At 68.6% G+C, this 23,806-nt stretch carries 16 protein-coding genes and 4 pseudogenes; 6 read left to right on the top strand and 14 right to left on the bottom strand.

Annotated features, from left to right (window positions below):
* Window positions 1-13: 13 nt before the first annotated feature.
* The gene (locus CACI_RS13670; protein ID WP_012786950.1) at window positions 14-823 is read right to left on the bottom strand and encodes a carbohydrate ABC transporter permease; all 810 of its coding nucleotides are present in this window, start codon (window positions 821-823) and stop codon (window positions 14-16) included.
* A gap of 290 nt (window positions 824-1,113) precedes the next feature.
* On the opposite strand from CACI_RS13670, the gene CACI_RS51125 reads away from it, so the two are divergent.
* Both CACI_RS51125 and CACI_RS13660 read left to right on the top strand, forming a co-directional pair.
* On the top strand, window positions 1,114-1,458 hold the full coding sequence (locus CACI_RS51125) for a hypothetical protein (protein ID WP_012786949.1): 345 nt from the start codon (window positions 1,114-1,116) through the stop codon (window positions 1,456-1,458).
* Window positions 1,459-1,532: 74 nt separating this feature from the next.
* Window positions 1,533-2,933 (top strand): condensation domain-containing protein, encoded by a 1,401-nt coding sequence (locus tag CACI_RS13660; RefSeq protein WP_190276755.1) that lies wholly within the window; start codon window positions 1,533-1,535, stop codon window positions 2,931-2,933.
* On the opposite strand, the pseudogene CACI_RS54175 reads toward CACI_RS13660, so the two are convergent.
* Window positions 2,887-3,063, bottom strand: a pseudogene (locus CACI_RS54175) (NADP-dependent oxidoreductase); the annotation flags it as partial. The gene CACI_RS13660 and the pseudogene CACI_RS54175 sit on opposite strands and share 47 nt — an antisense overlap.
* A 135-nt stretch (window positions 3,064-3,198) precedes the next feature.
* Between CACI_RS54175 and CACI_RS13650 the strand changes: the two are divergent.
* Window positions 3,199-4,050, top strand: a complete 852-nt coding sequence (locus CACI_RS13650; RefSeq protein ID WP_012786947.1) for an SAM-dependent methyltransferase — start codon at window positions 3,199-3,201, stop codon at window positions 4,048-4,050.
* Between the two features lie 203 nt (window positions 4,051-4,253).
* Here the strand turns inward: CACI_RS13650 and CACI_RS13645 are convergent, their stop codons facing one another.
* The gene (locus tag CACI_RS13645) at window positions 4,254-4,847 is read right to left on the bottom strand and encodes a snapalysin family zinc-dependent metalloprotease (RefSeq protein ID WP_012786946.1); all 594 of its coding nucleotides are present in this window, start codon (window positions 4,845-4,847) and stop codon (window positions 4,254-4,256) included.
* A 379-nt stretch (window positions 4,848-5,226) separates the two neighbouring features.
* Window positions 5,227-6,633, bottom strand: coding sequence for a poly(ethylene terephthalate) hydrolase family protein (locus tag CACI_RS13640; protein ID WP_012786945.1), 1,407 nt, complete (start codon window positions 6,631-6,633; stop codon window positions 5,227-5,229).
* Window positions 6,634-7,518: 885 nt separating this feature from the next.
* Here CACI_RS13640 and CACI_RS54655 point away from each other — a divergent pair.
* Together CACI_RS54655 and CACI_RS54650 are read left to right on the top strand one after the other, a co-directional pair.
* Window positions 7,519-8,796 (top strand): annotated as a pseudogene (locus CACI_RS54655) (hypothetical protein); the annotation flags it as partial.
* 330 nt (window positions 8,797-9,126) lie between these two features.
* A complete protein-coding gene (locus CACI_RS54650) occupies window positions 9,127-10,668 on the top strand; it encodes a putative Ig domain-containing protein (RefSeq protein ID WP_143765786.1) in 1,542 nt (513 codons plus the stop codon).
* Window positions 10,669-10,729: 61 nt separating this feature from the next.
* On the opposite strand, the gene CACI_RS13630 is transcribed toward CACI_RS54650, so the two are convergent.
* The 10 genes and pseudogenes from CACI_RS13630 to CACI_RS13590 all read right to left on the bottom strand — a co-directional run bounded on the left by CACI_RS13630 (window position 10,730) and on the right by CACI_RS13590 (window position 22,210).
* Window positions 10,730-12,838, bottom strand: a complete 2,109-nt coding sequence (locus CACI_RS13630) for a xanthine dehydrogenase family protein molybdopterin-binding subunit (RefSeq protein ID WP_012786943.1) — start codon at window positions 12,836-12,838, stop codon at window positions 10,730-10,732.
* Entirely contained in the window at window positions 12,838-13,839 is a 1,002-nt protein-coding gene (locus CACI_RS13625) for an FAD binding domain-containing protein (RefSeq protein ID WP_012786942.1), read from the bottom strand. Before CACI_RS13625 ends, CACI_RS13630 begins: the two co-directional genes overlap by 1 nt.
* Complete coding sequence (locus tag CACI_RS13620; RefSeq protein WP_012786941.1) at window positions 13,836-14,405, bottom strand: (2Fe-2S)-binding protein; 570 nt, start codon at window positions 14,403-14,405, stop codon at window positions 13,836-13,838. The genes CACI_RS13625 and CACI_RS13620 overlap by 4 nt, the downstream gene beginning before the upstream one ends.
* Before the next feature lie 541 nt (window positions 14,406-14,946).
* Entirely contained in the window at window positions 14,947-15,615 is a 669-nt protein-coding gene (locus CACI_RS13615) for a hypothetical protein (protein WP_012786939.1), read from the bottom strand.
* Between the two features lie 109 nt (window positions 15,616-15,724).
* Window positions 15,725-16,735 carry a membrane protein insertase YidC gene (yidC, locus tag CACI_RS13610; protein ID WP_049871570.1) on the bottom strand — a complete coding sequence of 337 codons (1,011 nt, stop codon included), beginning with the start codon at window positions 16,733-16,735 and terminating at the stop codon, window positions 15,725-15,727.
* 411 nt (window positions 16,736-17,146) lie between these two features.
* Window positions 17,147-17,323 carry a hypothetical protein gene (locus CACI_RS51120; protein ID WP_190276754.1) on the bottom strand — a complete coding sequence of 59 codons (177 nt, stop codon included), beginning with the start codon at window positions 17,321-17,323 and terminating at the stop codon, window positions 17,147-17,149.
* A gap of 295 nt (window positions 17,324-17,618) precedes the next feature.
* Window positions 17,619-18,569, bottom strand: a pseudogene (locus tag CACI_RS13600) (arabinofuranosidase catalytic domain-containing protein); the annotation flags it as partial.
* A gap of 81 nt (window positions 18,570-18,650) precedes the next feature.
* Window positions 18,651-18,968: pseudogene (locus tag CACI_RS54170) on the bottom strand (cellulose binding domain-containing protein); the annotation flags it as partial.
* Between the two features lie 187 nt (window positions 18,969-19,155).
* On the bottom strand, window positions 19,156-20,655 hold the full coding sequence (locus CACI_RS13595; protein ID WP_012786936.1) for an arabinofuranosidase catalytic domain-containing protein: 1,500 nt from the start codon (window positions 20,653-20,655) through the stop codon (window positions 19,156-19,158).
* A gap of 760 nt (window positions 20,656-21,415) precedes the next feature.
* Window positions 21,416-22,210 carry a TetR/AcrR family transcriptional regulator gene (locus tag CACI_RS13590; protein WP_012786935.1) on the bottom strand — a complete coding sequence of 265 codons (795 nt, stop codon included), beginning with the start codon at window positions 22,208-22,210 and terminating at the stop codon, window positions 21,416-21,418.
* A gap of 56 nt (window positions 22,211-22,266) precedes the next feature.
* On the opposite strand from CACI_RS13590, the gene CACI_RS13585 reads away from it, so the two are divergent.
* Window positions 22,267-23,769 carry an MFS transporter gene (locus tag CACI_RS13585; protein ID WP_012786934.1) on the top strand — a complete coding sequence of 501 codons (1,503 nt, stop codon included), beginning with the start codon at window positions 22,267-22,269 and terminating at the stop codon, window positions 23,767-23,769.
* The last annotated feature ends 37 nt before the right edge of the window (window positions 23,770-23,806 follow it).

Raw genomic sequence — 23,806 nt, 5'->3', positions numbered from 1 at the left:
ACGTACTGGTGAGTCAGTCCTTTGCGGCGCCGGCGAGCATGCCCATGACCAGGAACCGCTGGGAGAAGATGAACACCGCCAGCACCGGGGTGGCCGCCAGCACAGTGGCGAGCGCGAGCTCCGGCCGACCGACGCTGATGTCACTGAGGCCGACCTGAATCGGGAGTTGGGTATTCTGCGGCAGAAGCACGTACGGCAGGAAGTAGTTGGTCCAGTCGGCGACGAAGCTGAAGAACCCGACGAGTGCGATAACCGGCGTCGCCAGGGGCAGCACGACCCGGCGGAAGGCGCCGAATTCCGTGCAACCGTCGAGTCGCGCGGCCTCGAGCAGCGACTTGGGGATGGCGGTATTGAAGTAGATGTATGCCAGGTAGACCCCGAAGGGGTAGAACGAAAAGGGCAGGATGATCGACCACATCGAGCCGATCAGGTGCACGGCGTTGATCTCCAGGAACAGCGGCACGACCAGCGTCGTGCTGGGCATCACCATGACCACCAGGGTCGACACGAGCAGCGTGCGCCGACCCGGGAAGTCGGTCAGCGCCAGCGCGTAGCCGGCCGGGATGGACGCCACGAGGGTGATGGCCAGCGCGACGAACGCGTAGACAGCGGAGTTGCGCAGCCACAGGAAGACCGTCCCGCCCTGATACCTGGTCAGAGCGTCCCAGTTCGCTTTCAGGGCGTGCCAGGAACCGAACGAGAGCGGGTTGGAATTCACCAGCTGGTCTGTGGTCTTCGTCGTGGCCAGCAACAGCCAGAGCACCGGCAGGCCGAAGAAGACCGCGAACAGCACCAGTACCACGATGGCCAGCGGGTTGCCCACGGTGTGACCTGCGTGGCGCCCTCGGGTGCGCGGGGCCAGGTAGGCGGCCGTGTCGGTCTTGTCGTCAGTCGCTTTGATGAGACATCAGAACCTGGCAGAGGCTGTCTCGTCAAGTGGCTGGTCTGTCCAGTTACTGAGACGGGCTCACGGCTGCATGGTGAGCATGCCGACCGATGCCAGTGGTGGAACCCCCCTACGGGCACGACGGCCGCCGGTTCGCGTCGGCGCCTACACTGAGTCGCCACGAATCAGGGTTCTGGTGAAACGGCGACGCGAGGAGGGCGCTCAACGTGCCCGCGAGCGAGGGACGAGGCCCGGTACAGGCCTCTTACAAGCAGGTGGACAAGGTATTCGAGATCGACGAGGTGTCCGGAGCCGGAACCGTCGTCAAGTGCATGGGCCGCACTTTCTCGGCCGTGGCGGCGGACGGCGAGGTCACCATCACCGATGTCACCGACATCACCCGTCCGGTCCGGCTCGGGGTCGCCCGGGGGCGGGACGCCGACGGCCGGTGGCGGATCATCGGCCCGAACGGGCAGGACATCGTGACGACAGCGAGCCTGCTGCACGCCGCCACTACACTGCGGCAGGCAGTCGGCTCGGCCTTCACGGCTTCGGCAGGCCGAGGCCAGTGAGTCACCGTTCGATAGGGCCGGCGGAAACGGCCGCGGCCGTTTCCGGCACGGCGCCCCTTGCGAGGCCCGAGACGTTGCCCGTTCCAGCTGAGCACGTACCCGTGGCCTTCTCCGGCGAGGGGTCCGGCCATGGTGCGCTGAGCTGGGGTCAACGCAGCATCTGGCTCGCGATGCTGCGCCAGGGCTGGCTGAGTATGGGCGGGCGTATCCCGCTGCCGCCTGGCACGACGGTCGAGGGTGTCGCTGACGAACTCAGCTTCATGATGGGCCGCTTCCAGTCGTTGCGGACCCGGTTGCGCTTCGATACCGGCGGCCGGCCGACCCAGGAGCTGTCGGAGTCCGGCGAGATCATGCTCGAGGTCTACGACGCCGCCACCGGAGAGGACCCGGCCGCCGTGGCCGCCGCGGTCGAAGCCGGATATCTCGGCACCCCGCGAGACTTCGTGAACGAATGGCCGCTGCGGATGGGCGTGGTGCGCCACCTCGGCGCGCCGGCATTCCTGGTCGTCATCACCTGTCACCTGGTGACCGACGGCGCGGGGATGGCGGTTCTCTCACGCGAGACGCAAGAGCGGGTCTCGGAGCCGGTGGCGGGGATACAGGGTCTTGAGCTGGCGAGGTGGCAGCATTCCCCCGCCGGTCAGCGCCAGAGCACCCTTGCCCTCCACCACCTGGAAAGGACCCTGCGGTCGGTGGCGCCGCGACGGCTGCCGACGTCCGAGGACCCGCGCGAGCCGCGTCACTGGACCGGACAGCTGGACTCACAGGCACTGGCGGCGGTGCTCCCGGCGATCAGCGAACGTACGGGGGCTGATTCGTCGTCGATCCTGATGGCCCTGTTCGCGATCGCGGTGAGCCGCCGGGGTCTGCTGCGGCCCGCGGTGATCCGGCCGCTCGTGAGCAATCGCTTCCGTCCCGGGCTGGCGAACGCGGTCCTCAACCTCGTGCAGAGCGGGATGTGCGTGTTCGACGTCGCCGACCGGACCGTCGACGACGTGATCCGGCAAGCGCGCCGCAGCTTCATCGCCGCGAACAAGAACACCTACTTCGACCCCGACGGCGAACACGCCCTCGTCGAGCGGATCGCCGCGAATCAGAGCCCTGACACCGAACCCTGGTCGCCGTACGCATGGGCCTTCTTCAACGACCGGCGGCGGAGCGCGCGCGCCGAGTCCTCAGCGCCGCCGACCCCAGAACTCGCCGAGAAACTCCGCGATGCCACGACCTTCCGGTGGACGCAGAAGAAGCAGAACCCTTACGAGCCACTGTTCCTGCACCTCGAGGACAACGGCGGCAGCCTCCAGCTGATCGTCGAGGCGGACACCCACCACGTCTCGCCGGCGGACAACGAAGGCCTGGCCCGCGACATCGAAGCGCTGGGCATCGCCGCGGCGTTCGACGGCGGACTCAGAACCGGTGTGACAGCGGGGCTTCCTGCACCGTGTCCGCCCCGTGCAGGTCCAGCGCCGCGGTGACGGTGCCCGCATCGCGGTCGCGGATCCTGCCGAGGAGGCTTCGCCGATGCTCCGCCGTCGACGGCGAGCCGGTCCCGAGGACTCGCGCACCCGCGATTCGCGCCAGCTGCACTGCGAACACGCCGACTCCGGCGTAGTCGGTCCCGAACTCGGCGGGCAGGCTCAAGCCGGACCGCCGAACGACTCGAGCCTGACCGCCCTTGTGCCGTCGACGGATCGTCGCCGATTCGGGACTCTGCGATACCGGATGCATTAGCATGCGGGCATGACACCGCAGCCTGGCGGGCAGCCGTGGGGAAACGAGCTCGCCCCGGAGTGGATCGCGCCGGGGATCGACAGCTCCCAGGCGCATCCGGCACGGATCTACGACTACTTGATCGGCGGCAAGGACAACTTCGCCGCCGACCGCGAGGTGGCCGAGCAGCTCATCCTGGTGCGCCCGGAACTGCGGGAGGTCATGCGGGCCAACCGGGCGTTCCTGGCGCGCGCCGTCCGCTTCGCCGCCGAGTCCGGTATCCGCCAGTTCCTCGACATCGGCACCGGCATTCCCACCGCGGGCAACACGCATCAGATCGCCCAGGCCGTCGCCCCGGAGGCCACCGTGGCCTACGTCGACAACGACCCCATGGTCCTGGTCCATGCGCGTGCCCTGATGGCCGCCGAAGGACTCGGCCGCACCACGATCCACCTGGGCGACCTGCGCGATCCCCAGACGATCCTGGAGTCTCCGGAAGTGCGCGCGGCCATCGACTTCTCCCAGCCGGTGGGGCTGCTGCTGTTCGCGATACTGCACTTCATCAGTGATGACGACCGCCCCGCGGAGATCGTGGCGACCCTGCGCTCCGCCCTGGCGCCGGGCAGCATGATCGCGATCAGCCACGCCACCTACAACCCGGACCAGCTCGACGAACTGGCGCGCTTCACCGACGAGTACAACAAATCCGCCTCCGACCTGTTCATCCGGCGACCCGCCGATGTCGAGTCGTTCTTCGCAGGCTTCGACCTGGTCGACCCCGGCCTGGTGCCGGTCACCGACTGGCGGCCGGATCCGGACACGGTGCCACTACCACCGCACGTGGGGATGCGTGGCGCCGTCGGCATCCTGGGCTCAATCTGAGGGATCGGATTGAGGCCTTTGCCATGTCTTGGGAGCAGCGCCGCAGCTGGTGACGTCGGTGATGTCAGTGATGTCAGTGATGTCGGTGGCGTCAGAGCTGGAAGCATCGGCGGGTCGCCTCCCATGAGGTGGCACCATCGCCACCGATGCTTCCGGCCCTGGTGTGCCGCGCCGCGCGGCGGGTGAGCGTGGGTGATGCGGCGTCAGTGGCGGACGAGGGCGGAGGGCGTGGTGGCCTCGTCACGGTACACGTGCACCACCGAGTAGGGCCCGAATCCGCCAGAGAAGATCGACTCCACGGAGGCGATTTCCGAGGCGTCCGGGTGGTCGTTCGTGCATGCGGTGCCGGCGCTGTGGCCGGACATCAGGGCCGCGCAGTCGCCGTTGTAGTTGTCGGGAAGGCCGAGGATGTGGCCGAGTTCGTGCGCTGCGATCCGCGGTGGGGAGTAGCCCTCGGACACGGCCTCCTGGCCGAGATCAACGGTGCCCGAACCGGGGCGGCTCGTCATGGTCTGCGGCCACCCGCTGGTGGCGACCAGGTGCACGGTGGCCGGGTGCGCGCTGGTGGCCTGGACGAACTTGACGTCGTTGACGCTGCTGTTCCACACCGCCGTGGCTGTAGCCACGTCAGTCTTCCACGTGCCGGCACGACTGGCCTCGTAGTACACGGTGCGAACTGAGGCGTGCGGCGTCAGAGCCGACTGGGACGTGGCGGCCATGCTGACGGGAGCTGCCGCCAGCGGGAGGAGTACGCACGCACCAAGGGTGAACGCGCGCGCAGTGGGTCTGATACGCATCTGCGGTCCTTTGCCGAGAAGGAGAATAGGGCGAACCGGCCGCAGGAACGGTGACCCTGCTAGCCGGCCGCTGGCGGAACGAACGTCCGGTGGCGCCGCTGACCGTCAATCCGCTATCAGGGCTCGAGCTTATTCGTGGCTCGTCCCGGCCACAAGGAATGCCGCAACACTGTCCGAAACAGGACATGGCATCTTTGGTCCGATTGAAGGTGGCGTGGGGCGAACGCTGTGACGCAGGATTTGCGCTCGCAGGGTACACCGGGCCAACGACGGCGCCGGCGGCGTTCCACCGGCGGCCGGTGGCACGTTGTTCAGTGCGCTGCGGAGCTGTGGGAACCAGTTCGAACGTCGCAGTGGTCTCCGGTGGTCGCGCGGTGCGTCATCCGAGGTGCCATTGTTGGTTGGATCCGCCGTTGCAGGTCCACAGCTGGACCAGTGCGCCGTTGGCCGTGGAGGCTCCGGTCACGTCGAGACAGAGTCCTGATGCGGCGCTGGTGATGGTGCCGTTGGGGTTCAGGTTCCACTGCTGGTTCGACTGGCCGTTGCAGGGCCAGATGATCACCTTGGTGCCGTTGGTGGTTCCCTTGTTGTTGGCGTCCAGGCACATGGTGCTGGAGTAGACGGTGAGCTGGTTCGAGCCGGTGTGGGTGATCAGCTGGTTGGCGCCGTTGGAGCAGGTGTAGATCTGCAGCTGCGTGCCGGCGGTGGTGCTGGAGTTCGGCACGTCGAGACACTTGGCGGCGCCCACCGCGTGCAGCGGCGCGGAGTTCGGCGGGGGCGCGGAGCTCGACGAGGAGGACGAGCTCGGCGATGACGAGCCGCCCGGCGGGATGTACGGGCACTTCGGTTGGTAGGCCGAGATCGTGCTCGGGTCGGGGAGCGAGGGGCACAGGAACTGCGTGTAGCGGGTGTCGCTGTCCACGAAGACCTTCAGCCACGGGATGATCAGCTTCATCTCGACGTTGTTCGGGTGCGTGTAGTAGACGTGGTCGGCGCCGGCGATCTGGGCGAAGGCGCTCTGTGTCGAGGCCGGCAGTGTGCCGTACAGGCTGGAGAGGTAGGACGGCGTGACGGTCCCGTCGTTCTGGCCGCCGATGATCAGTGCCGGGACGGTGTCGGCGGCCATGCTCAGTCCCTGGCCGGGGAATCCGGGCGCCAGGCCGATCAGGGCCCTGAGAGAGGGGCGCTGTTCGGCGGCTTCGATGGCTCCGGCGCCGCCGGCGGAGTGGCCCAGCACCGCCATCCGGGCCGGATCGACCTGGGTGCGCACCGGGCTCTGGGTCGTCAGGTAGTCCAGTGCCGCCAACAGGTCGGCGGCGCGCTGGGAGTCGCTGTCGGTGCGGGTGTTGGTCTCGACCCCGACCACGACGAAGCCGAAGGACGACAGCCACGGGCCCATCCAGGCCTCTTCGTCGGCGAACAGCGCCGAGTAACCCGGCACGATCGCCAACACGCCCCACGTGCCCTGGCTGGTGTCGGTCGGGTAGTAGATCATCCCGCCGCCGAAACCGTGCCCGGTGGGCATCGCGACCTGCGCCGTGGCGAACGGTCCGCGCGTGGCCTCGATCATGCCGACGGTCGGGTCCGGGCCGCGCTGGGTGGTGGCCGGCGACGCGGCGGACGGCGCGGATCGGGCCGAGGCCTGCCCGATCGCGAGCAACCCCGCGAGGAGCGCCAGCACCGCCGCCACCGCCATCACGGCCCTCGTCGCCGGCCTCGGCTGGGATCGCGCCCAGCCGGCCTTCGCCACGGTGCCCTCAGGCTCGGGCGTCATGTCTGATCGCATGGGCTTCCTGCCTTCTTGAGCCGTCAACGGAATCCGTCCGGAGATCCGCACGGGCACGCTTTGACGTGCCACCGGTCCCCCAGCCGGGTCGAATCGATTCGCCCTGTTCGGAATCTGATGCCGGACGGCGCGCTATCCAGTGCCGCGCGCCGCGTTTTTGGCTCCACTGTCGGAAGTTTCACAGAATCTTGCTACTGCGTTCGGCAGCTAGTGATGGGATGTCCTTGTCCGGGGTTGTGCCGCATCGTCTGGTGATGTTGCCAAGGCTGCTGAGGAATCTCAAGGGGCAATCGGCTTCCTCCCCGAACCAGAATCCTGCGCGACCAGTGGACGAAGAGGCTGCCATCTGCGTACTTCACCGAGTTTCGACGCACCACGGCGCCGCCGAAGACGACGCTGAATCAGGAAACTTTCACACCGCTCCGGCGGAGCCGACCTTCTACCAGCGGATAGACATCCCATGATTCGCCGCAGCGATCGATGTGCCGCCATGCCTGGACGCGGCGTGACAACTGCGGTACAACACCCATCGGTGTGTCCGTGGTCGTGCCGCATCACCATGACAAGTGACGCACCGAGGGAGGACTCGTGTCCGCTCGCCATAGGTTGTCGCGGTTTATCGCCGCGGCGGCCGTATTTTCTCTCGCCCCGCCTCTGGTGGTGGCGATCGGTTCTGGGACGCCCGCGCTCGCGGCGACCACGACCACCGCTTGGCAGAATGGTTCCTTCGCACAGAACGTGAGCGGGATCGTCTCACGGTCCAATGTGGTGATCGGTAAGGCGAACACCGCGGCGACGCAGTTCCTGCCGCTGGGCAACGGCTCGCTGGGTGTGGCCGAGTGGGCGGCGAACGGATTCACCGCGCAGCTCAACCGCAGCGACACGATGCCGAACCGGCTCTCGCCGGGGCAGGTCGACATCCCCGGCCTGTCGGCGATGACCTCGGCGTCGAACTTCGTGGGCTACCTCGACGTGTACAACGGGGTGCTGCACGAGTCTGGCGGCGGGATGAGCCTGACCGCGTGGGTGCCGGCGGGCAAGGACGAACTGGTCGTCGACGTGACCGGTGCGAATCCGGGGACGCGGCAGACAGCGAGCGTGAACCTGTGGAGCGGTCGCGGGCCGACCGCGTCGGCGTCCGGGTCCATCGCCAGCCTGGCGCAGACCTGGGTGGACAATTCCCAGACCGGATACTCGGGCAAGACCTTCGGCGCGATGGCCGCGATCACCGCCGGCGGCTCCAACGTGACCGCCTCGACGTCCGGCTCGACGCAGGCGCTGGTCTCGTTCAACCCGAACAGCGACGGCACGTACCGCGTGATCGTCGCCTCGCCGTCATGGGCCGGCGGCAACGCGAACAGCACCGCGTCCTCCCTGATCGGCAGCGACACCGGCGCGAGCGAGGCCTCGCTGCTGGCGACGCAGTCCGCGTGGTGGAACACCTACTGGGCCAACAGCGGCCTGATCGAGGCGAACTCCTCGGACGGCACCGCGCAGTACATGGAGAATCTGCACACGCTGTACCTGTACTTCGAGGCCGGGACCATGCACTCGGGCCAGTATCCGGGCAGCCAGGCGGGCCTGGCCGACCTGTTCAACTTCAACCAGGACCACCAGGCCTGGTATCCGGCCGGGTACTGGTTGTGGAACCTGCGCGGCCAGATCCAGGCGAACCTGGACTCCGGCGAGTTCGCGCAGAACATTCCGATCTTCGACATGTATCTCAACGACCTGCCGGCGATCCAGTCGTGGACCGGCGCGCAGATGAACGGCAAGCCGGGCGCGTGTGTGCCGGAGACGATGCGGTTCAACGGCAACGGCTATTACTGGGGCGGCAGCATCACCAACGACGCCTCGTGCGCGGTGGCCTCCAGCCCTGGCTTCAACGCCGAGACGATCACCAGCGGCGCGGAGATCGCGCTGTGGGTGTGGCAGCAGTACCAGGACACGGGGGATGTCAACTTCCTGCAGAAGTACTATCCGCTGCTGCAGCAGACCTCGACGTTCCTGCTCGCCTGGCAGTCGGTCGGCTCGGACGGCTACCTGCACGCGGTCGCGAACGCGCACGAGACGCAGTGGCAGGTGCAGGACCCGACCACCGACATCGCCGCCGACCAGGCGCTGTTCACCGCCACGGTGAACGCCGCGACGCGGCTGAACACGGACTCCTCGCTGGTCTCCCAGCTGCGTGGCGCGCTGACGCACATTCAGCCCTACGCGCGGACTGACGAGAACAGCCACAGCCAGTTGCTCGGCCCGTCCGCGGACTCCTCGGGCACGGACGTGATCGGCACCTCCTACCAGCCGACCGCGGCGACGCACAACGTGGAGAACCTCGGCCTGGAACCGGTGTGGCCCTTCGGCGTGATCAGCGACAACACGGTCGTCAACGGCGACAACCTGACCGCACTGGCGGACCGCACCTACCAGCACCGGCAGAACGTCAACAACCCGGACTGGACCTACGACTCGATCCAGGCCGCGCGCCTGGACATGTCCTCCGAGGTGGCCAACGACCTGGTGGCCAGCACCAAGAGCTACCAGGTCTACCCCTCCGGTCTCGCCGCGTGGAACCCGGGTTCGGTGGACGAGCCCTACATCGAGCAGATCTCGAACGTCGCCGCGACGCTGGACGAGGCGTTCGCGACCGACTACGACGGCACGGTGCGCTTCGCTCCGGCGTGGCCTTCGGGCTGGGACGGTTCGGGCCGCGTGTACATCCAGGGCGGCTCGAAGGTCGACGTCCAGGTCGAGGGCGGCGTGCTGGCCACCGCCGCGATCGAGGCCGGGTCGAGCGGGACCATGAGTGTGCGCAATCCCTGGTCCGGCCAGCAGGCGCAGGTGGTCAACGGCTCGACCGGCGCCGTCGTGGTCGCGGCCACCAATGCCGCGACGCTGAGCGTCCCGGTCACCGCCGGCCAGAGCTACCTGGTCGAGCAGCCGGCCACCCCGACGACCTCGCTGCCGTTCGCCCAGGTGACCGGAACCGCGGCGCGCGGGTTCCGGCAGTTGGGCAGCGTGAGCATCGGCCTGGGCGGCAACACCCTGCCCGCCGGCAACACGGTGACCGTCACCAGCCCCGGCAGCCAGTCCGGCACCGTGGGCACGGCGATCAGTGCCCTGCAGATCCACGCGACTGACTCCGCCTCGGGCCAGACGCTGTCCTACAGCGCCGCCGGCTTGCCGCCTGGGCTGTCGATCAGCTCTTCGGGTCTGGTCAGCGGGACGCCGAGCGCGTCCGGGACCTTCACCGTCACCGTCACGGCGACCGACTCCACCGGCGCGTCCGGAGCGGCGTCGTTCACCTGGACGGTCGGCGGCGGCAGCGGGAACGTGGTGTCGGTGACGAATCCGGGCAGCCAGTCCGGGACAGTCGGTACGGCGATCAGCGGTCTACAGATTCAGGGCACTGATTCGGCGGGCCAGACGCTGACGTACACGGCCGGTGGTCTTCCCACCGGGCTGTCGATCTCCTCGTCCGGTCTGATCAGCGGGACGCCGAGCGCGTCCGGGACCTTCACCGTCACCGTCACGGCGACCGACTCCACCGGCGCGTCCGGGGCGGCGTCGTTCACCTGGACGATCAGTGGTGGCACCACCGGATTCCCGGGTGGTTATCACAGCCTGGTCGTGGCGAAGAGCAGCCTGTGCCTGGACGTGTTCGGCAACACCAGCACCGCCGGTGCGGCCATCGACCAGTACACCTGCAACAGCCAGAGCAACCAGCAGTTCCAGTTCCTCCCGATCGCCAACGGCTACGGTGAACTCCAAGCCCAGAACTCCGGGCAAGACGTGACCGTCGCCAACAGCTCCACCGCCCAAGGCACCCCAGACATCGTCCAGCAGCCGGTCAACGGCGCTGCGGCAAGCCTGTGGCTGCCCCAGCAGCAGTCCGACGGCTCCTGGCAGTTCAAGAACCAGAACAGCGGACTGTGCCTGGACGTCTACGGCAACGGAAGCACCACCGGCCAGCAACTCGACCAATGGCCGTGCAAGAACGCACCCGGAACCAACCAGGACTTCAACCCCCGCTGACGCGTCGAAACGCGCGCATCCCACCCGTGGTGAACGCGGGTGGGATGCGCGCGTTCGGGAGTCACGCCTCGGGCCGCTCCTCCAGCGCGTACAGCACCTTGTCGAGCGTGATCGGCAGGTCCCGTACTCGCACACCGCAGGCGTGCCACACCGCGTTCGACACGGCGGCGGCTGTACCGACGATGCCGATCTCCCCGATGCCCTTGGAGCCCATGGCGTTGACGTGGGTGTCGTGCTCGGGGAGCCAGTGCGCCTCGATCTTGGCGACATCGGCGTTGGCGGTGATGTGGTACTCGGCGAAGTCGTGGTTCACGACGTGGCCCGTACGGGGGTCGAGCACGCTGCTTTCGTGCAGCGCCATGGACAGTCCCATCGTCATCCCGCCGATGAACTGCGATCGCGCCGTGCGCGGGTTGATGATCCGGCCCGCAGCGAACACTCCCAGCAGGTGCCGCACCCGTACCTCGCCGGTGTCCGCGTGGACGTGCGCCTCGGCGAACTGCGCCCCGAAGGCGTGCATCGCGTAGCGGTCGTCCGGCGGGCCGACGCTGCCGGACGCCTCGGCTCCGTCGGGCGGCTCGGTCCCGTACTTCTCCCGGAAGGCGCGCGCGGCCTCGACGACGGCCGAGCCCCACGTCGTCATGCCCGAGGATCCTCCTGCCACCGACGCCATCGGGTAGTCGGTGTCGCCGATCCGCACGTCCACGTGGGCCACCGGCACGCCGAGGGCGTCGGCGGCGATCTGCGGCAGCGTGGTCCAGGTACCGGTGCCGAGGTCGGCCGCGCCGATCTCGGTGATGTAGCGGTCGCCTTCGCGGCGGATGGTGGCCGTCGATTCGGACATGCGGCTGACCGGGTAGGTGGAGGCCGCGACGCCGGTACCGACGAGCCAGTCGCCTTGGCGGCGCACACCGGGCCGCGGGTCGCGCGTCGACCAGCCGAACCGCGCCGCGCCCTCGCGCAGACACCCGACCAGATCGCGGCTGGAGAACGGCTTGCCCGAGCCGGGCTCGACGTCGGGCTCGTTACGGATCCGCAGGTCGACCGGGTCCATGCCGAGGCGCTCGGCCAACTCGTCCATCGCCACCTCGGGACCGAACATGCCGGGGCACTCGCCGGGGGCGCGCATCCAGGACGGCACCGGGACGTCGAGAGCGGCCAGCCGGTGGGTGGTCCGCCGGTTCGGCGAGGCGTACATCATCCGGGCGGGCACGCCGGTCTGCTCGGCGAACTCCTTGATCCGTGACGTCTGTTCGACGACGTCGATCGCGACGGCGCTGAGCGTGCCGCCGCGGTCCGCGCCGAGTCTGCATCGCTGGATGGTCGGGGTGCGGTAACCGACCAGGGAGAACATCTGCTGACGGGTCAAGGCCAGCCGCACCGGCCGGCCGGGGACCGCGCGTGCGGCAAGGGCGGCGAGCACCACATTGACGTGCGGCTGCCCCTTGGACCCGAACCCGCCCCCGACATAGGGACACACGACCCTGATCTGCGCCTTGTCGAGCCCGAACACCGACGCCACCTTGGAACGCGTCGGATGGACGCCCTGCGTGGAATCCCACAGAGTGAGGAACCCCTCGCCCGCCGGATCCCACAGGGCCGCCGTAGCGTGCGGCTCCATCGGGTTGTTGTGATACATCGCGGTCGTGTATGTCTCCTCGACAGTCACCTCCGCAGCCGCCATGGCGGCTTCGACGTCGCCCTCGGCGGTGTCGGTGGGAAAGCCCGCGTTCACCTTCTCGGGCGCGTACAGGTTGTCGTCGTCGGCCCGCAGTTCGGCATCGTGCGCGACCTGTGCGTAGCCGACGCGGACGACAGCGGCGGCCTGCCGCGCCACCTCGGAGCTGTCGGCGACGACCGCGGCGATCACCTGGCCTCTGAAGTGGATTTCCTCGTCCTGCAGAACTGCCAGTTCCCTGTCTTCGGTGGAGGCAAGGCGCTCCGCGTTTCTCGGGGTGAGCACCGCCACCACGCCGTCGAGCGCTTCGGCGGCGGCGGTGTCCCACTCCGTGACGCGTCCCCGGGCGATCGTGGCCTGGATGAGGTGCAGGTAGACAGCGTCGTCCAGCGGCGTTTCGTAGGCGTAGGTGGCGGTGCCCATGACCTTGGCGGACCCGTCCCGGCGGGGTAGATCCCGGCCGATAGCGTCCGTCTCGCTCAAGAACGTCATCAGCGGTCCTCTCGGGCCAGGTCACGCAGGACGGCGGTCAGGGTGCGGCGCAGCAGCGGGATCTTGAACGCGTTGCCGCCGTCCAACCCCTCGGCCGGCCGGGCGTCGGCGAGTTCGGCGTCCGCGGCGGCCCGGTAGCTGCTCTCCGCTGCGGCCGAACCCCGCAGCGCCTCCTCCGCCCGGTACGCGCGCCACGGCGCATGCGCCACACCGCCGAACGCGATACGCGCGTCCACTACGACGCCGTCCGCGACATCGAGTGCCGCCGCCACGCTGACCAGAGCGAACGCGTACGAGGCACGGTCGCGGACCTTGCGGTACGCCGATCGGCGGGCGATCGGCTGCGCGGGCAGGTCGATGGCGGTGATCAGCTCACCGTGCTCGAGCACCGTGTCGCGCTCCGGGGTGTCGCCGGGCAGCCGGTGCAGGTCGACGAAGGCGATCGTGCGATCGCCGTCCGGACCGAGCACCCGCACCCGCGCCTTCAGCGCGGCCATCGCCACGGCCATGTCGGACGGGTGGACCGCGATGCAGTGCTCGGACGCGCCGAGGATGGCGTGGTTGCGGGTCCACCCGCCGAGCGCGGAGCAGCCTGAGCCCGGTTCTCGTTTGTTGCACGGTGTCGTGACGTCTTGGAAGTAGACGCAGCGGGTCCGTTGCAGCGGGTTGCCGCCGACGGTCGCCATGTTGCGCAGCTGTGCCGACGCACCTGACAGCAGCGCCTGGGACAGCATGGGGAACCGCTCGCGGACCCGCGGGTCCGCCGCGAGTTCGCTGTTGCTGACGCCCGCGCCGATCCTGAGGCCGCCCTCGCCGAGCTCCTCGATCTCGGCCGACAGCAGATCGGCGACCCCGACGACGTGTCCGGGTTCGACGACGCCCAGTTTGAGGTGGTCCACCAGGTTCGTGCCGCCGCCGAGGAACACCGCGGTCGGGTCGCCGGCGACGCTGCGCACGGCCTCCGCCGCGTCGGCCGGGCTGCGGTAGTCGAACGGCTTCATCCGGCCGACTCCGTCCCGGCCGTCCGCTGGGCGGAGGACGCCTCGGCGGCTTGGTGAACGGCGGACACGATGTTGACATAGGCTCCGCAGCGGCACAGGTTGCCGCTCATTCGCTCGGCCACCTCGGCGTGGTCCAGGCGCGGTGCTCCCGTGCCGCCGGTGACGGCGCTCGGCCAGCCCCGCGCGAATTCGTCGAGCATCCCGACCGCGGAGACGACCTGTCCCGGGGTGCAGTAGCCGCACTGGAACGCGTCGCAGTCGATGAAGGCCCGCTGCATCGGATGCAGATCGTCGCCGAGCTGCCCGTCATCGGCAGCCGCCAAGGACGCGAGCCCTTCGGCGGTGACGACCTGAGCTCCGTCCTGGGTGACCGCGAGCACCAGGCAGCTCAGCACGCGCCGTCCGCCGGACAACACCGTGCACGCGCCACACTGCCCGTGGTCGCAGCCCTTCTTGACGCTCGTCACCGCCAGCCGTTCACGCAGGACATCGAGCAGCGTCGAGCGCGTGTCGACGGTCAACCGGCGTGGAACCCCGTCGACCTGCACGGTGATCTCGGTATCCATGAGGCGAGGGTTACCCGCACCGGCATCGCTCACACGGCGCGCGGCGCCGACTCACACGGGCGGCGGCAGGAGGCGCCGTTTCCCCGCCCGGCCGCTGTCTGAACTTTCAAATCCATCCGCCTGTGTCAGCGTTCACCTTTAATTGGTCGAGAGTCATCCTTCGATGCCTTAGAATCATAGGTGTAACGAGATCAGATCCGATGGATCCCCAAGGAGTCAACGATGAACGCCGAAGTTCTGACCGCCCGCCTGCAGATCGCCGCCGCCCGCCACAAGGCTGAGGCGGAGCGCCAGACCCGACTGGCGAAGGCTGCGAAGGCCGAACCCAAGAAGTGACCACTGTGCGCACGTCGGTCCCGGATGAACCGGGCTCACGACCTGCGGCGCCCCGAGCGATGTCCCCGGCAGCACGATCGGCCGGGGACATCGCCGTTTCACGAACCGCGGTGGCTGCTTCCGCGCGTACACCAGGTCCTCTAGAGCGACCCTGATAGACGATCCGGGCCTCGGGCGTCGGGCATCGGGCATCGGGCGGGCGCGCTCAGCGTGGCCCGTCGCTATACGTGATCTTTTGATCCGGCGAGACGGTGAAGGCTTTGCCGGTGACGGCGTCGACGCCGTAGACCGTCCCGGTGGTGTGCGAGCCGGCGCGGCCGAGCACCAGTACTGGTCCGGGCAGGTGAACGCGTTGCCCCGCGAGGTTGTAGTCCACGTTCCCCAGCACCGTGACGCTGACGCCGGCATGGCGCGCGACGTCGTCGACCGACGATTGGGTGACGTGCGGCAGCGTGCTCAGCCGGTGGCCCATGTCGGCTGCCGTGCGGACCTGGTTCACCGCGGGTCCGGCGACGGCCAGGGTCATGACCACGATCATCGCCGCGGTCACGCGCCGCACATCCCGTGCGGCGGTGACGCGGATATTTCGGGCGGTGGCGACCGTGACGGCTCCGCAGACGGCGAACACCGCGACCGCGACCAGCAGCGGAGCCGACGACGCGTTGCGCTGCGTGGACTCCTGGGCTGCGTCGAAACTCACCCCGCGGAACCCGGCCGCGCGCAGGAACGCCTGCGTACGCCACGGTGCGTAGAGCTCCCAGGCCTCCCAGAGGACGTACAGAAGCATCACCCAGCAACCGAGCACCCACAGGCTCCGGCGCACGAAGCGCTCTTCGAGCTCCGGGACGGCGGCGATCCGGGTCGGGACGGTCATGGATGCCTCGAAACCTGGCTGGGTGACGCGGAGCGGCTCACTGCTGACCGGTTCCAGCGTGACAACACTCGCTAGCAGCTCGCCGGTATTTTCATCGCGTGCGTTCGCCTCATCTCTTCCGTTTGCGACGAGTGCTGCGGACCGGCTGGGCCCGCTGGCGCGAGACCGGGGCGTCGTCGTGCGCCTTGCCGTCGGCCGTCGACACGGTGTTGGTGTTGGAGACCGGACCGTTTCCCGCGGCGGCGAGGGCCTTCTTGGCCTCTTTCGCCTTCCGCCGGGCGATCATCTCCTTCTCGGCCTGGCTGCCCGGTACCGGGCTGTTCCGCAGTGTGTAGAACTGTTGGCCGATCGTCCACACGTTCGTGGTCATCAGGTACAGCACGACGCCGATCTGCACGCTCAGGCCGAAGAACAGCATGCCGACCGGCATGACGTAGAGCATGATCTTCTGGCTCTGCATCATCGGGTTCGGCACGGAGTTGTCGAGGTTCGTGTTCTTGGTCAGCATCATGCGCTGGGTCAGGAACTGCGAGGCCGCGTAGAGCACGACCATGACGAGGGCGACGATGCGCAGGTTCACCAGCGACGTGTGCGCGAACTGGCCGTTCGCCGCGGTGTTCAAGTAGGTCTGCGTGGTGAAGAACCGCAGCGGGATCGGCGCACCGAAGAACGTCGAGTGCTGGATGTTGGTGGCGTCGGCCTGGCTGAGCGCGCCGACGGCCCGGCCGCTCGCCGCGTGGCTGAGCACGCGGTACAGCGCGGTGAAGAACGGCAGCTGCACCAAGATCGGTATACAGGAGGCGAACGGGCTGGTCCCGTTGTCCTTGTAGAGCTTCATCGTCTCCTGCTGAAGCTTCTGTTTGTCGAGCTTGTACTTCTTCTGCAGAGCTTGGAGCTGCGGCTGGAGGCGCTGCATGTGCTGCATCGACTTGATCTGCTTGCGGAACAGCGGAATCATCGCCGCGCGGATCGTGATCGTCAGGAAGAGGATCGACAGGACCCACGAGACCGAGGAACCCTCGCCGAAGATCGCGCCGAAGACCCGGTGCCACAGGACCATCACGAAGCTGACGGCCCAGATGATCGGGTTGAGGACTGTGTCGATGACACCCACGGTCATGCTCCTCGGTCGGACGTCAGGTCGGGCCCGGCCTCCACGGGCGCAGCAGCGTTTGCGGTCGTGTACGGCGGCACGCCGAATGCCGTGATCTCGACAATAGTCGGGAAAAATGACTACCATCCGACAAAGCGGGCCGGAGCACGCCGGCGATACGCCGCGCCGACCTGGACGGCCACAGGCGGGCCGGGTGTCCCGAGCATGAGTTTCCTCCGCCGTTCGAAGGGCTCTGTCCGCAGGTCAGCTGGGGTATGTGGTTTTGGGGTCAGTAGTCCGTTCGGGTGACTGAAGCGCACCCGGCTCGCTGACGACTGCCGCAATCAGTCCGTCGCCGGTGATGAGTCCGGGCCGGACTGTCGATTGCGGCGGTTCGGCCCGAGGGGTGTGCGGTGCGGTGCAGTGCAGTGCGGTGTGTCAGTGGTCGACGATGTCGTCGAGCAGGGCCGCGAGTTCGGCGGGGCGGGAGAGGAACGGGGAGTGGCTGCTCGCGATGCGGCGGACCTGCTTGGTGTGGGCTGACATCTTGTGCTGGAGGTCCAGCGGGAGGCTGGCGTCCTGTTCGGTGCACCACGCCGGACGTGGACGTGGCAACGGCCGCACGAGTGACCGTCTGAGGCGGGTTCCAGGCCCTGGCGAACCAGGTGCTGACCGGCGACCCGGAGCAGGACGAGACTGTGGCCAGGGAGATCGCGCTCCTCGAGTGGTACGGCGCGTTCCGGCGCCCCGCCGAAGCTCCCACCAGTGCTTGACAGCCGGGCAGGGCGTCGGTTTCAGCGATGCGTGCGTCGGAGGAAGCTGCCTGCGGCGGACAGGTGCAACGGGGCGTGGTGCGTCGCGCGCGGCGGTGACCGGCGCGCGCGACGCACGGATGCGGGCCCTAGCGGCCGTATCCAGCCGCGGTGATGTTCGCCTGGATGGCGTTCTCGGTGGCGGCCGAGGGGTAGCCGGTGGTCATGACGCCTTCGTAGAAGGTGCCGTCGGACCCCTTGCTGTTGTCGCCGCCGGTGCCGAGGATGATCGCACCCTGCTTGCGCATCGGGTTGTAGCCCGACACGTTCGGGCGCGGGCCGCTGTAGAAGGTGGACAGGTTCCCGGACTGGGCGTTGCCGCCGAGGATGGCCCACTGGTTCTGGCCGCCCTCGATCATGGCGGTGGTGTACCGGTAGTTGATCGTCGGGTCGTTGGAGTTCAGGTGCTGGTTGACTCCGGAGAACAGGCCGTTCTCCAGGTCGGCCATGATCCACGGCCCGTTCCCGGAGCCGTAGCCCCAGACCCGGATGTTGCCGAAGTAGATGGCCTCCATGGTGCCGTTGCCGTCATCGCGGCTGTCGGTCTCGGCGTTGCCGTAGTCGAAGCAGCAGCCGCCGTTGTAGTGCGTGCCGTCGAAGATGGCGTACTCGCCCTCGGAGGCGTCCCCGGTGGCGATGCCGTGGGTGGCGTTGTCCCGGTATCCGGTACCGGTCGCGACGTACACCCCGTAGGCCTTGTGGCCGTTCAGCGTCGTCGGCGCGGATGTGGCGTTCGCCAGGTTGTCCGGACCGCCGGCCGCGCCGCCCGCGGGCGCCTGGGTGAGGTTGTTCCCCCGGCCGGACTGGTCGTAGATGACCGTGATGACGCAGGACGTGTTGGCGCAGAACGAGTCCTGCGCCGCCGCGTTGGCCGGTCCGCCGGCGCTCAGGACACCGATGTTCGCCGTGGCGTTGTCCGAGGACCGGCGTACTTGGTACAGGTTCCCGGTGTAGGAACCGTAGAGCGCGCGCGTCGTGGAGTGCGCGGCGACGCACGGGGTGTTCGCCGCGGCGTAGATGTCGCAGGGCTCCTGGCTCGGCGGCGGCACGGACGTCGAGCTGGACGGGGACGTCGACGGGGACGTGGACGGGGAACTGGAGCTGCTCACGCCCCCGGTGCACGCCACGCCGTTCATGGTGAACGCGGTCGGGATCGGATTGCTGCTGTTGTTCCAGGTGCCGTTGAACCCGAAGCTGGTGGAGCCGCCACTGGCCAGCACCCCGTTGTAGGACATGCTGGCCGCGCTGACCTGTGCTCCGCTCTGGGTCACGGTCGCGTTCCAGGCCTGCGACACCTGCTGGCCGGCGCCGAACGACCAGCCCACGGTCCAGCTGGACACCGGGTCGCCGAGGTTGGTCACGCTGACGTTCGCTCCGAACCCGCCGCCCCACTGCGAGGTGATCGAGTACGCGACCGAACAACCGGCGCCGGCTGCGTGCGCCGTCATGTTCGACAGCGCGACGCCCGCGCCGACGAGCGCGGCGGACGCACCGACGGCGAGCACGGCACGCGATCGGGATCTGTTCATCGTGTCTCCTTTGTTAGCGCTAACACTTGTGAGCGGCCGATTCAGCGCGGCCATGGTGAACGTGGACTGCGACCGGCCCTGGTCCGAGAGCCCGTCGCCCGCGGGGCTACTGGTATCCGGCCGCGACGATGCTGGCCTGAACCGCGCTGTCGGTGGCGTCCGACGGGTACCCCGCGACGATCGCGCCCTCGTAGAAGGTGCCGAGACTCAGGTTGGTGTTGCTCGCACAGCAGTCACCGCCGCTGCCGAGGATGATCGCGCCCTGCTGCTTCATCGGGTTGTATCCGCGCGGCAGGGCGCCGCTCCAGAGCGTGGTCAAGCTGCCCGTCTGTGCGCTACCGCCCTTGAGCGCCATTTGCGTGGAGCCGTTGTTCTTCAACATCGCGGTGACGTACTTGTCGGCGAACGCGCGCTGGTTCGGGTTCCAGGAGGAGCTGCCACCGGGGAACAGGCCGTATTCGAGGTCGGCTTGAACCCACGGGCCGCTGCCGGTGCATCCGCCGAACCAGCAACTCGTGCTGAAGTTGATGGCGTCCATCGCGCCCGCGCCGTCGGCTCGGCGGTCCGTCTCGCTGTTGCCGTAGTCGAAACAGCAGCCGCTGTTGACGTGCAGGCCGCTGGTCACCATGTACGCGCCCTGCGGCTGGCTGCCGACAGGCATGCCGGAGGACGCCCCGTTGTGCCAGTAGCTGTTACCCGGGTTGATGTAGAGGTCGTACACCTTGTGCCCGGCTGCCGTCAGCGATTCGCGTGTGGCGCTCGCCGGGGTGTCGCTGCCTCCCGCACCGCCCGGCCCTTGGTAGGCCACGCTGTTTCCATGGCCGGACTGGTCGTAGACGACGGTGATCACACACGAGGTTCCGGCACAGAACGAGTCCTGAGTCGCGGCATTCGCGTATCCGCCGGGTGTTAGGACGCTGATGTCCTTGGTGGCGTTGTCGGAGGAGCGCCGTACCTGGTACAGGGCTCCCCCGTAGGCGGAGTACAGAGCTCGAACCGTGCTGTGCGCCGCGACGCAGGGGGTGCCGCCGGCGGCGTAGATGTCGCAGGGCAGCCTGGTCGAGGAGGAACTCGGCGGCGTGGACGGTGTCGATGAAGTCGATGAGGGGGTGGAACTCGGCGGTGACGACGGCGTGGTGGTGGGCGGTGACGACGGCGTGGTGGTCGGCGTTCCCGAGGGACCGGAACCGATACAGGTGGTCCCGTTGAGCGCGAAGCTGACCGGCGCCGGATTGCTCGTGGACCACGAGCCGTTGAAGCCGAAGCTGGTGCTTCCGCCGGTGGGGATGGCGCCGTTGTAGGGCGCGTTCGTCACGGCGACGTCGCCGCCGGTTTGGGTGTCAGTGCCGTTCCACAGCTGCGTGATGGTCTGACCGGCGCTGAATGTCCAAGTCAGGGTCCATCCCGTGGTGGGGACGCCGAGGTTGGTGATGCTGACGTTCGCCCCGAAGCCGCCCTGCCACTGGCTGGACACGCTGTAGTCCACCTGGCATCCGCCGGCGGCTTGAGCCGTGGGCGCGGCCGTCATGCTGACGGCTCCCGCCGCGGCCACGATCGTGGCCGCGGCGCCGACCGACAGCCAGGACCGATAGTGGCTGAGTTTCACGGAGTACCTTCTTCGCTTTCAGGGACTGGTGCAGACGAACGCCGGTACGGAGGGCGCGCCGCTGGCGAGGAATCCGACTGCGTGATGCTCTGGCCCGAGCCGAGAAGAGCTGTCGACTACCGGATTTCGACAGCGCCGCGAGAAAGCCGACGCCGCATGGACAATGGCGATCCGTCGCTATCGCCGAGCGACCATGAGAACCCTCATGAACGCCTTTGACGTCGTGTCAGCGGGACCGGCATCACGGCCGACACATGGGATGTCTTCTAGCCCATTCCGATAACGATGTCCAGCGGGCTGATCATGCCAGCCGGGTAGATCCACGGCGATCCTGGCCGACGGTGCAGGTCTGGCATCCCCGTCAGCGGATCGAGAGGCCGGGGGGCTCGATGGGAACTTTCACAGCGTGCGCAAGCCACGCAGGCACTCCCCCGATGCGAAGCCCAGAGGTGCGTAGAGGCTCTCGCATCCGGAACCTTGACAGAGCTCGAAGTGTGATGCAGCGTCTACCGCCAAGACACATCCGGAGCCCATCGTCGACGGCACCGGTCCGACACTGAATGTTACCGGTAACATCCGCCCCGCGGTCCGGCAATCGCGGGGCAGGGCGGCAGCCCGTAACGCCATGGCCTTGAGAATCGCCACCGCGCCCCAGGGAGAGCAGATGGAAGAACCGTGATCGGCAACGAGCACGAGATCGAACTCGAACTCGAACGGTTCTGACGCCGGGGTTCACACCTCGCGGTCGCCCGGCGCCGGCTCAGCGCGAGAGGCGCGCTGCGATGCCGTCGAGGAGGCAGTCGAGGCCGAATTCGAAGCGGGCCTGCTCGTCGTGGCGGGGGGCGCCCTCGTGCAGGGAGCGCTCGTAGCGGGGGTAGTCGCCGTTCGCGAGCAGCCAGGCCAGGCGGTCGGTGTTCGCGTCCTTGGCGTCCCGCGGTGAGGTCCAGCCCTCGGGGGCGCGCAGCCGTTCGCGGGTGACCTCGTCGTGGGTGCCGGCGCGGGTGTAGGCGGTGACCGCGCCGGTGATGTCGGTGATCTGGGCCGCGGTCAGGCCGAGGCCGTCGAAGGCGGCGAGGTTCTGTTCGGCGACGGCGAGGAAGGCCGGGGTCGGGGCGAACAGGATGCGGCCGGGCAGGTCGGTCATCCAAGGGTGCATCAGGATGACGCCGCGGAAGCGCATCGCCGAGGCCCGCAGGACGCGCCGCCAGTGGCTGGAGCCGGCAGGCTCAGCCCGCCCGGCCGACTCGCCGGGTTCGCCCGGTTCGGCGAGTTCGTCCTCATCGAGGAGCATGCCGCCGCGGACCGTGTCGAGCATCAGCTCTATGACGTCGTCCTTGCCTGAGACGTAGCGGTAGCAGGTCATCGACGACACCCCGAGCTCGGTGGCGAGCCTTCGCATCGACACCGCCTCGAGGCCGTCGGCGTCGGCGATCCGCAGCGCCGCCTCGGCGATCAGGGCGTGGGTCAGCACCGGGCGGTGGACCGGCGGGGACAGGGCCATCCGCTCCCAGATCGAGCGGGTGGCCGCTGTCTCGTCGACGTTCTCGGTGCTCATGTGTACAACGTTATCGCGGATTTACAACGTAAGCGAGAGCGTTTACAGTGTAAATCATGACGCAGAGCTACGAACGCGCCGCGCCGCCCGATGACGGGCCCGCAGATCCGAACCGTTGGCGCGCCCTGACCGTGTGCCTGGTCGCCGGCTTCATGACCCTGCTCGACGTCAGCATCGTGAACGTCGGCCTCCCGCAGATGGAGGCCGGGCTGCGCGCCTCCCCGGCGGACGTCTCCTGGGTGCGCGCCGGCTACACCCTGACGTTCGGCCTGGTCCTGGTGCCCTCCGGGAAGCTCGGCGACGCCCTCGGCCGCAAACGCGTGTTCCTGCTCGGGCTCTTCCTGTTCACCGGGGTCAGCCTGATGTGCGCGCTCTCGCCCACCGCCCAGTGGCTCGTCGTCGCCCGCCTGCTCCAGGGGGTGGCCGGCGGCCTGCTGAACCCGCAGATCATCGCGATGATCCAGCAGCTGTTCCGGGGCAGCGAGCGCGGCAAGGCCTTCGGCCTGTACGGCGGCACCGTCGCCGTGGCCACGGCGATCGGCCCGCTGGCCGGCGGGCTGCTCATCGAGGCCGGCGGCTGGCGCTGGATGTTCCTGATCAACCTGCCGATCGGCGTGGTCGGCCTGGTGCTCGGCGTGCTGCTGGTGCCCAAGATCCCGCCCCGGCGGCGCGGCCGGGGGATGGACCTGGTCGGCGTGGCGCTGCTCGGCGGCGGCATCACCTCGATCATGCTGCCGCTCATCGAGCAGGAGCAGGGCGGCGCGGCGGTGCACTGGTGGCTGCTGGGCCTGGCGGCGGTGCTGCTGGTCGCCTTCGTGTTCTGGGAACGCTGGTGGAAGGGGCGCGGTCTGGACCCGCTGGTCAATCTCAGTCTGCTGCGAACGCCGTCGTTCGGCGCGAGCAGCCTGGTCGGGCTGGCCTACTTCGCCGGGTATCCCGGTGTGCTGTTCATCTTGTCCCTGTACCTGCAACAGGGGCGCGCCTATTCGGCGCTGGCGGCCGGCGCGACGAGCATGCCGTTCGCGGTGGGATCGGCGATCAGCGCGGCCGTCAGCGGGCGGGCCGTCTACCGCATCGGACGGGTGCTCGTGGTGGCCGGCCTGGTGGCCGTCCTGGCCGGCCTGATCCCGGCGGCCGTGATCATCCAGCACGACACCGGCGGCGCGGTCTGGGCGCGGTTGTTCCTCCCGCTGCTGGTGGCCGGGCTCGGCAGCGGCCTGGTCATCGGCCCGAACCAGACGCTGGCGCTCCAGTTCGTGCCGCCGGCCAGCAGCGGGACCGCGGCCGCGATGGTGCAGACCGGGCAGCGCATCGGCATGTCGGTGGGCACCGCCATGGCCGCCACGATGTTCTTCGGGCATCTGAAGGTCCTGCGTCACGACTACAGCGGCGCCGCGTCCCGAAGTCTGTACGGCGCCGCGGCGCTTGTCACGGTCGCCCTGGCCGCCGCGTCCGTCGACCTGGCCGCCGCGCGGCGGCTCCGGCGGCGTCCGGCCACGGGGCAGGCCGCGGAGGTGCCGGGCAGCCGGACGGGTTCGGCTGTGGTGAAAAGATCCTGACCGGCCCGGATGCCTGATTGGGAGGAGCTTGCACGAA

The sequence above is a fragment of the Catenulispora acidiphila DSM 44928 genome (assembly GCF_000024025.1).
Classification (GTDB): domain Bacteria; phylum Actinomycetota; class Actinomycetes; order Streptomycetales; family Catenulisporaceae; genus Catenulispora; species Catenulispora acidiphila.
The sequence above is the reverse complement of the archived record's forward strand: the minus strand, read 5'-3'. Positions and strand labels throughout refer to the sequence as shown.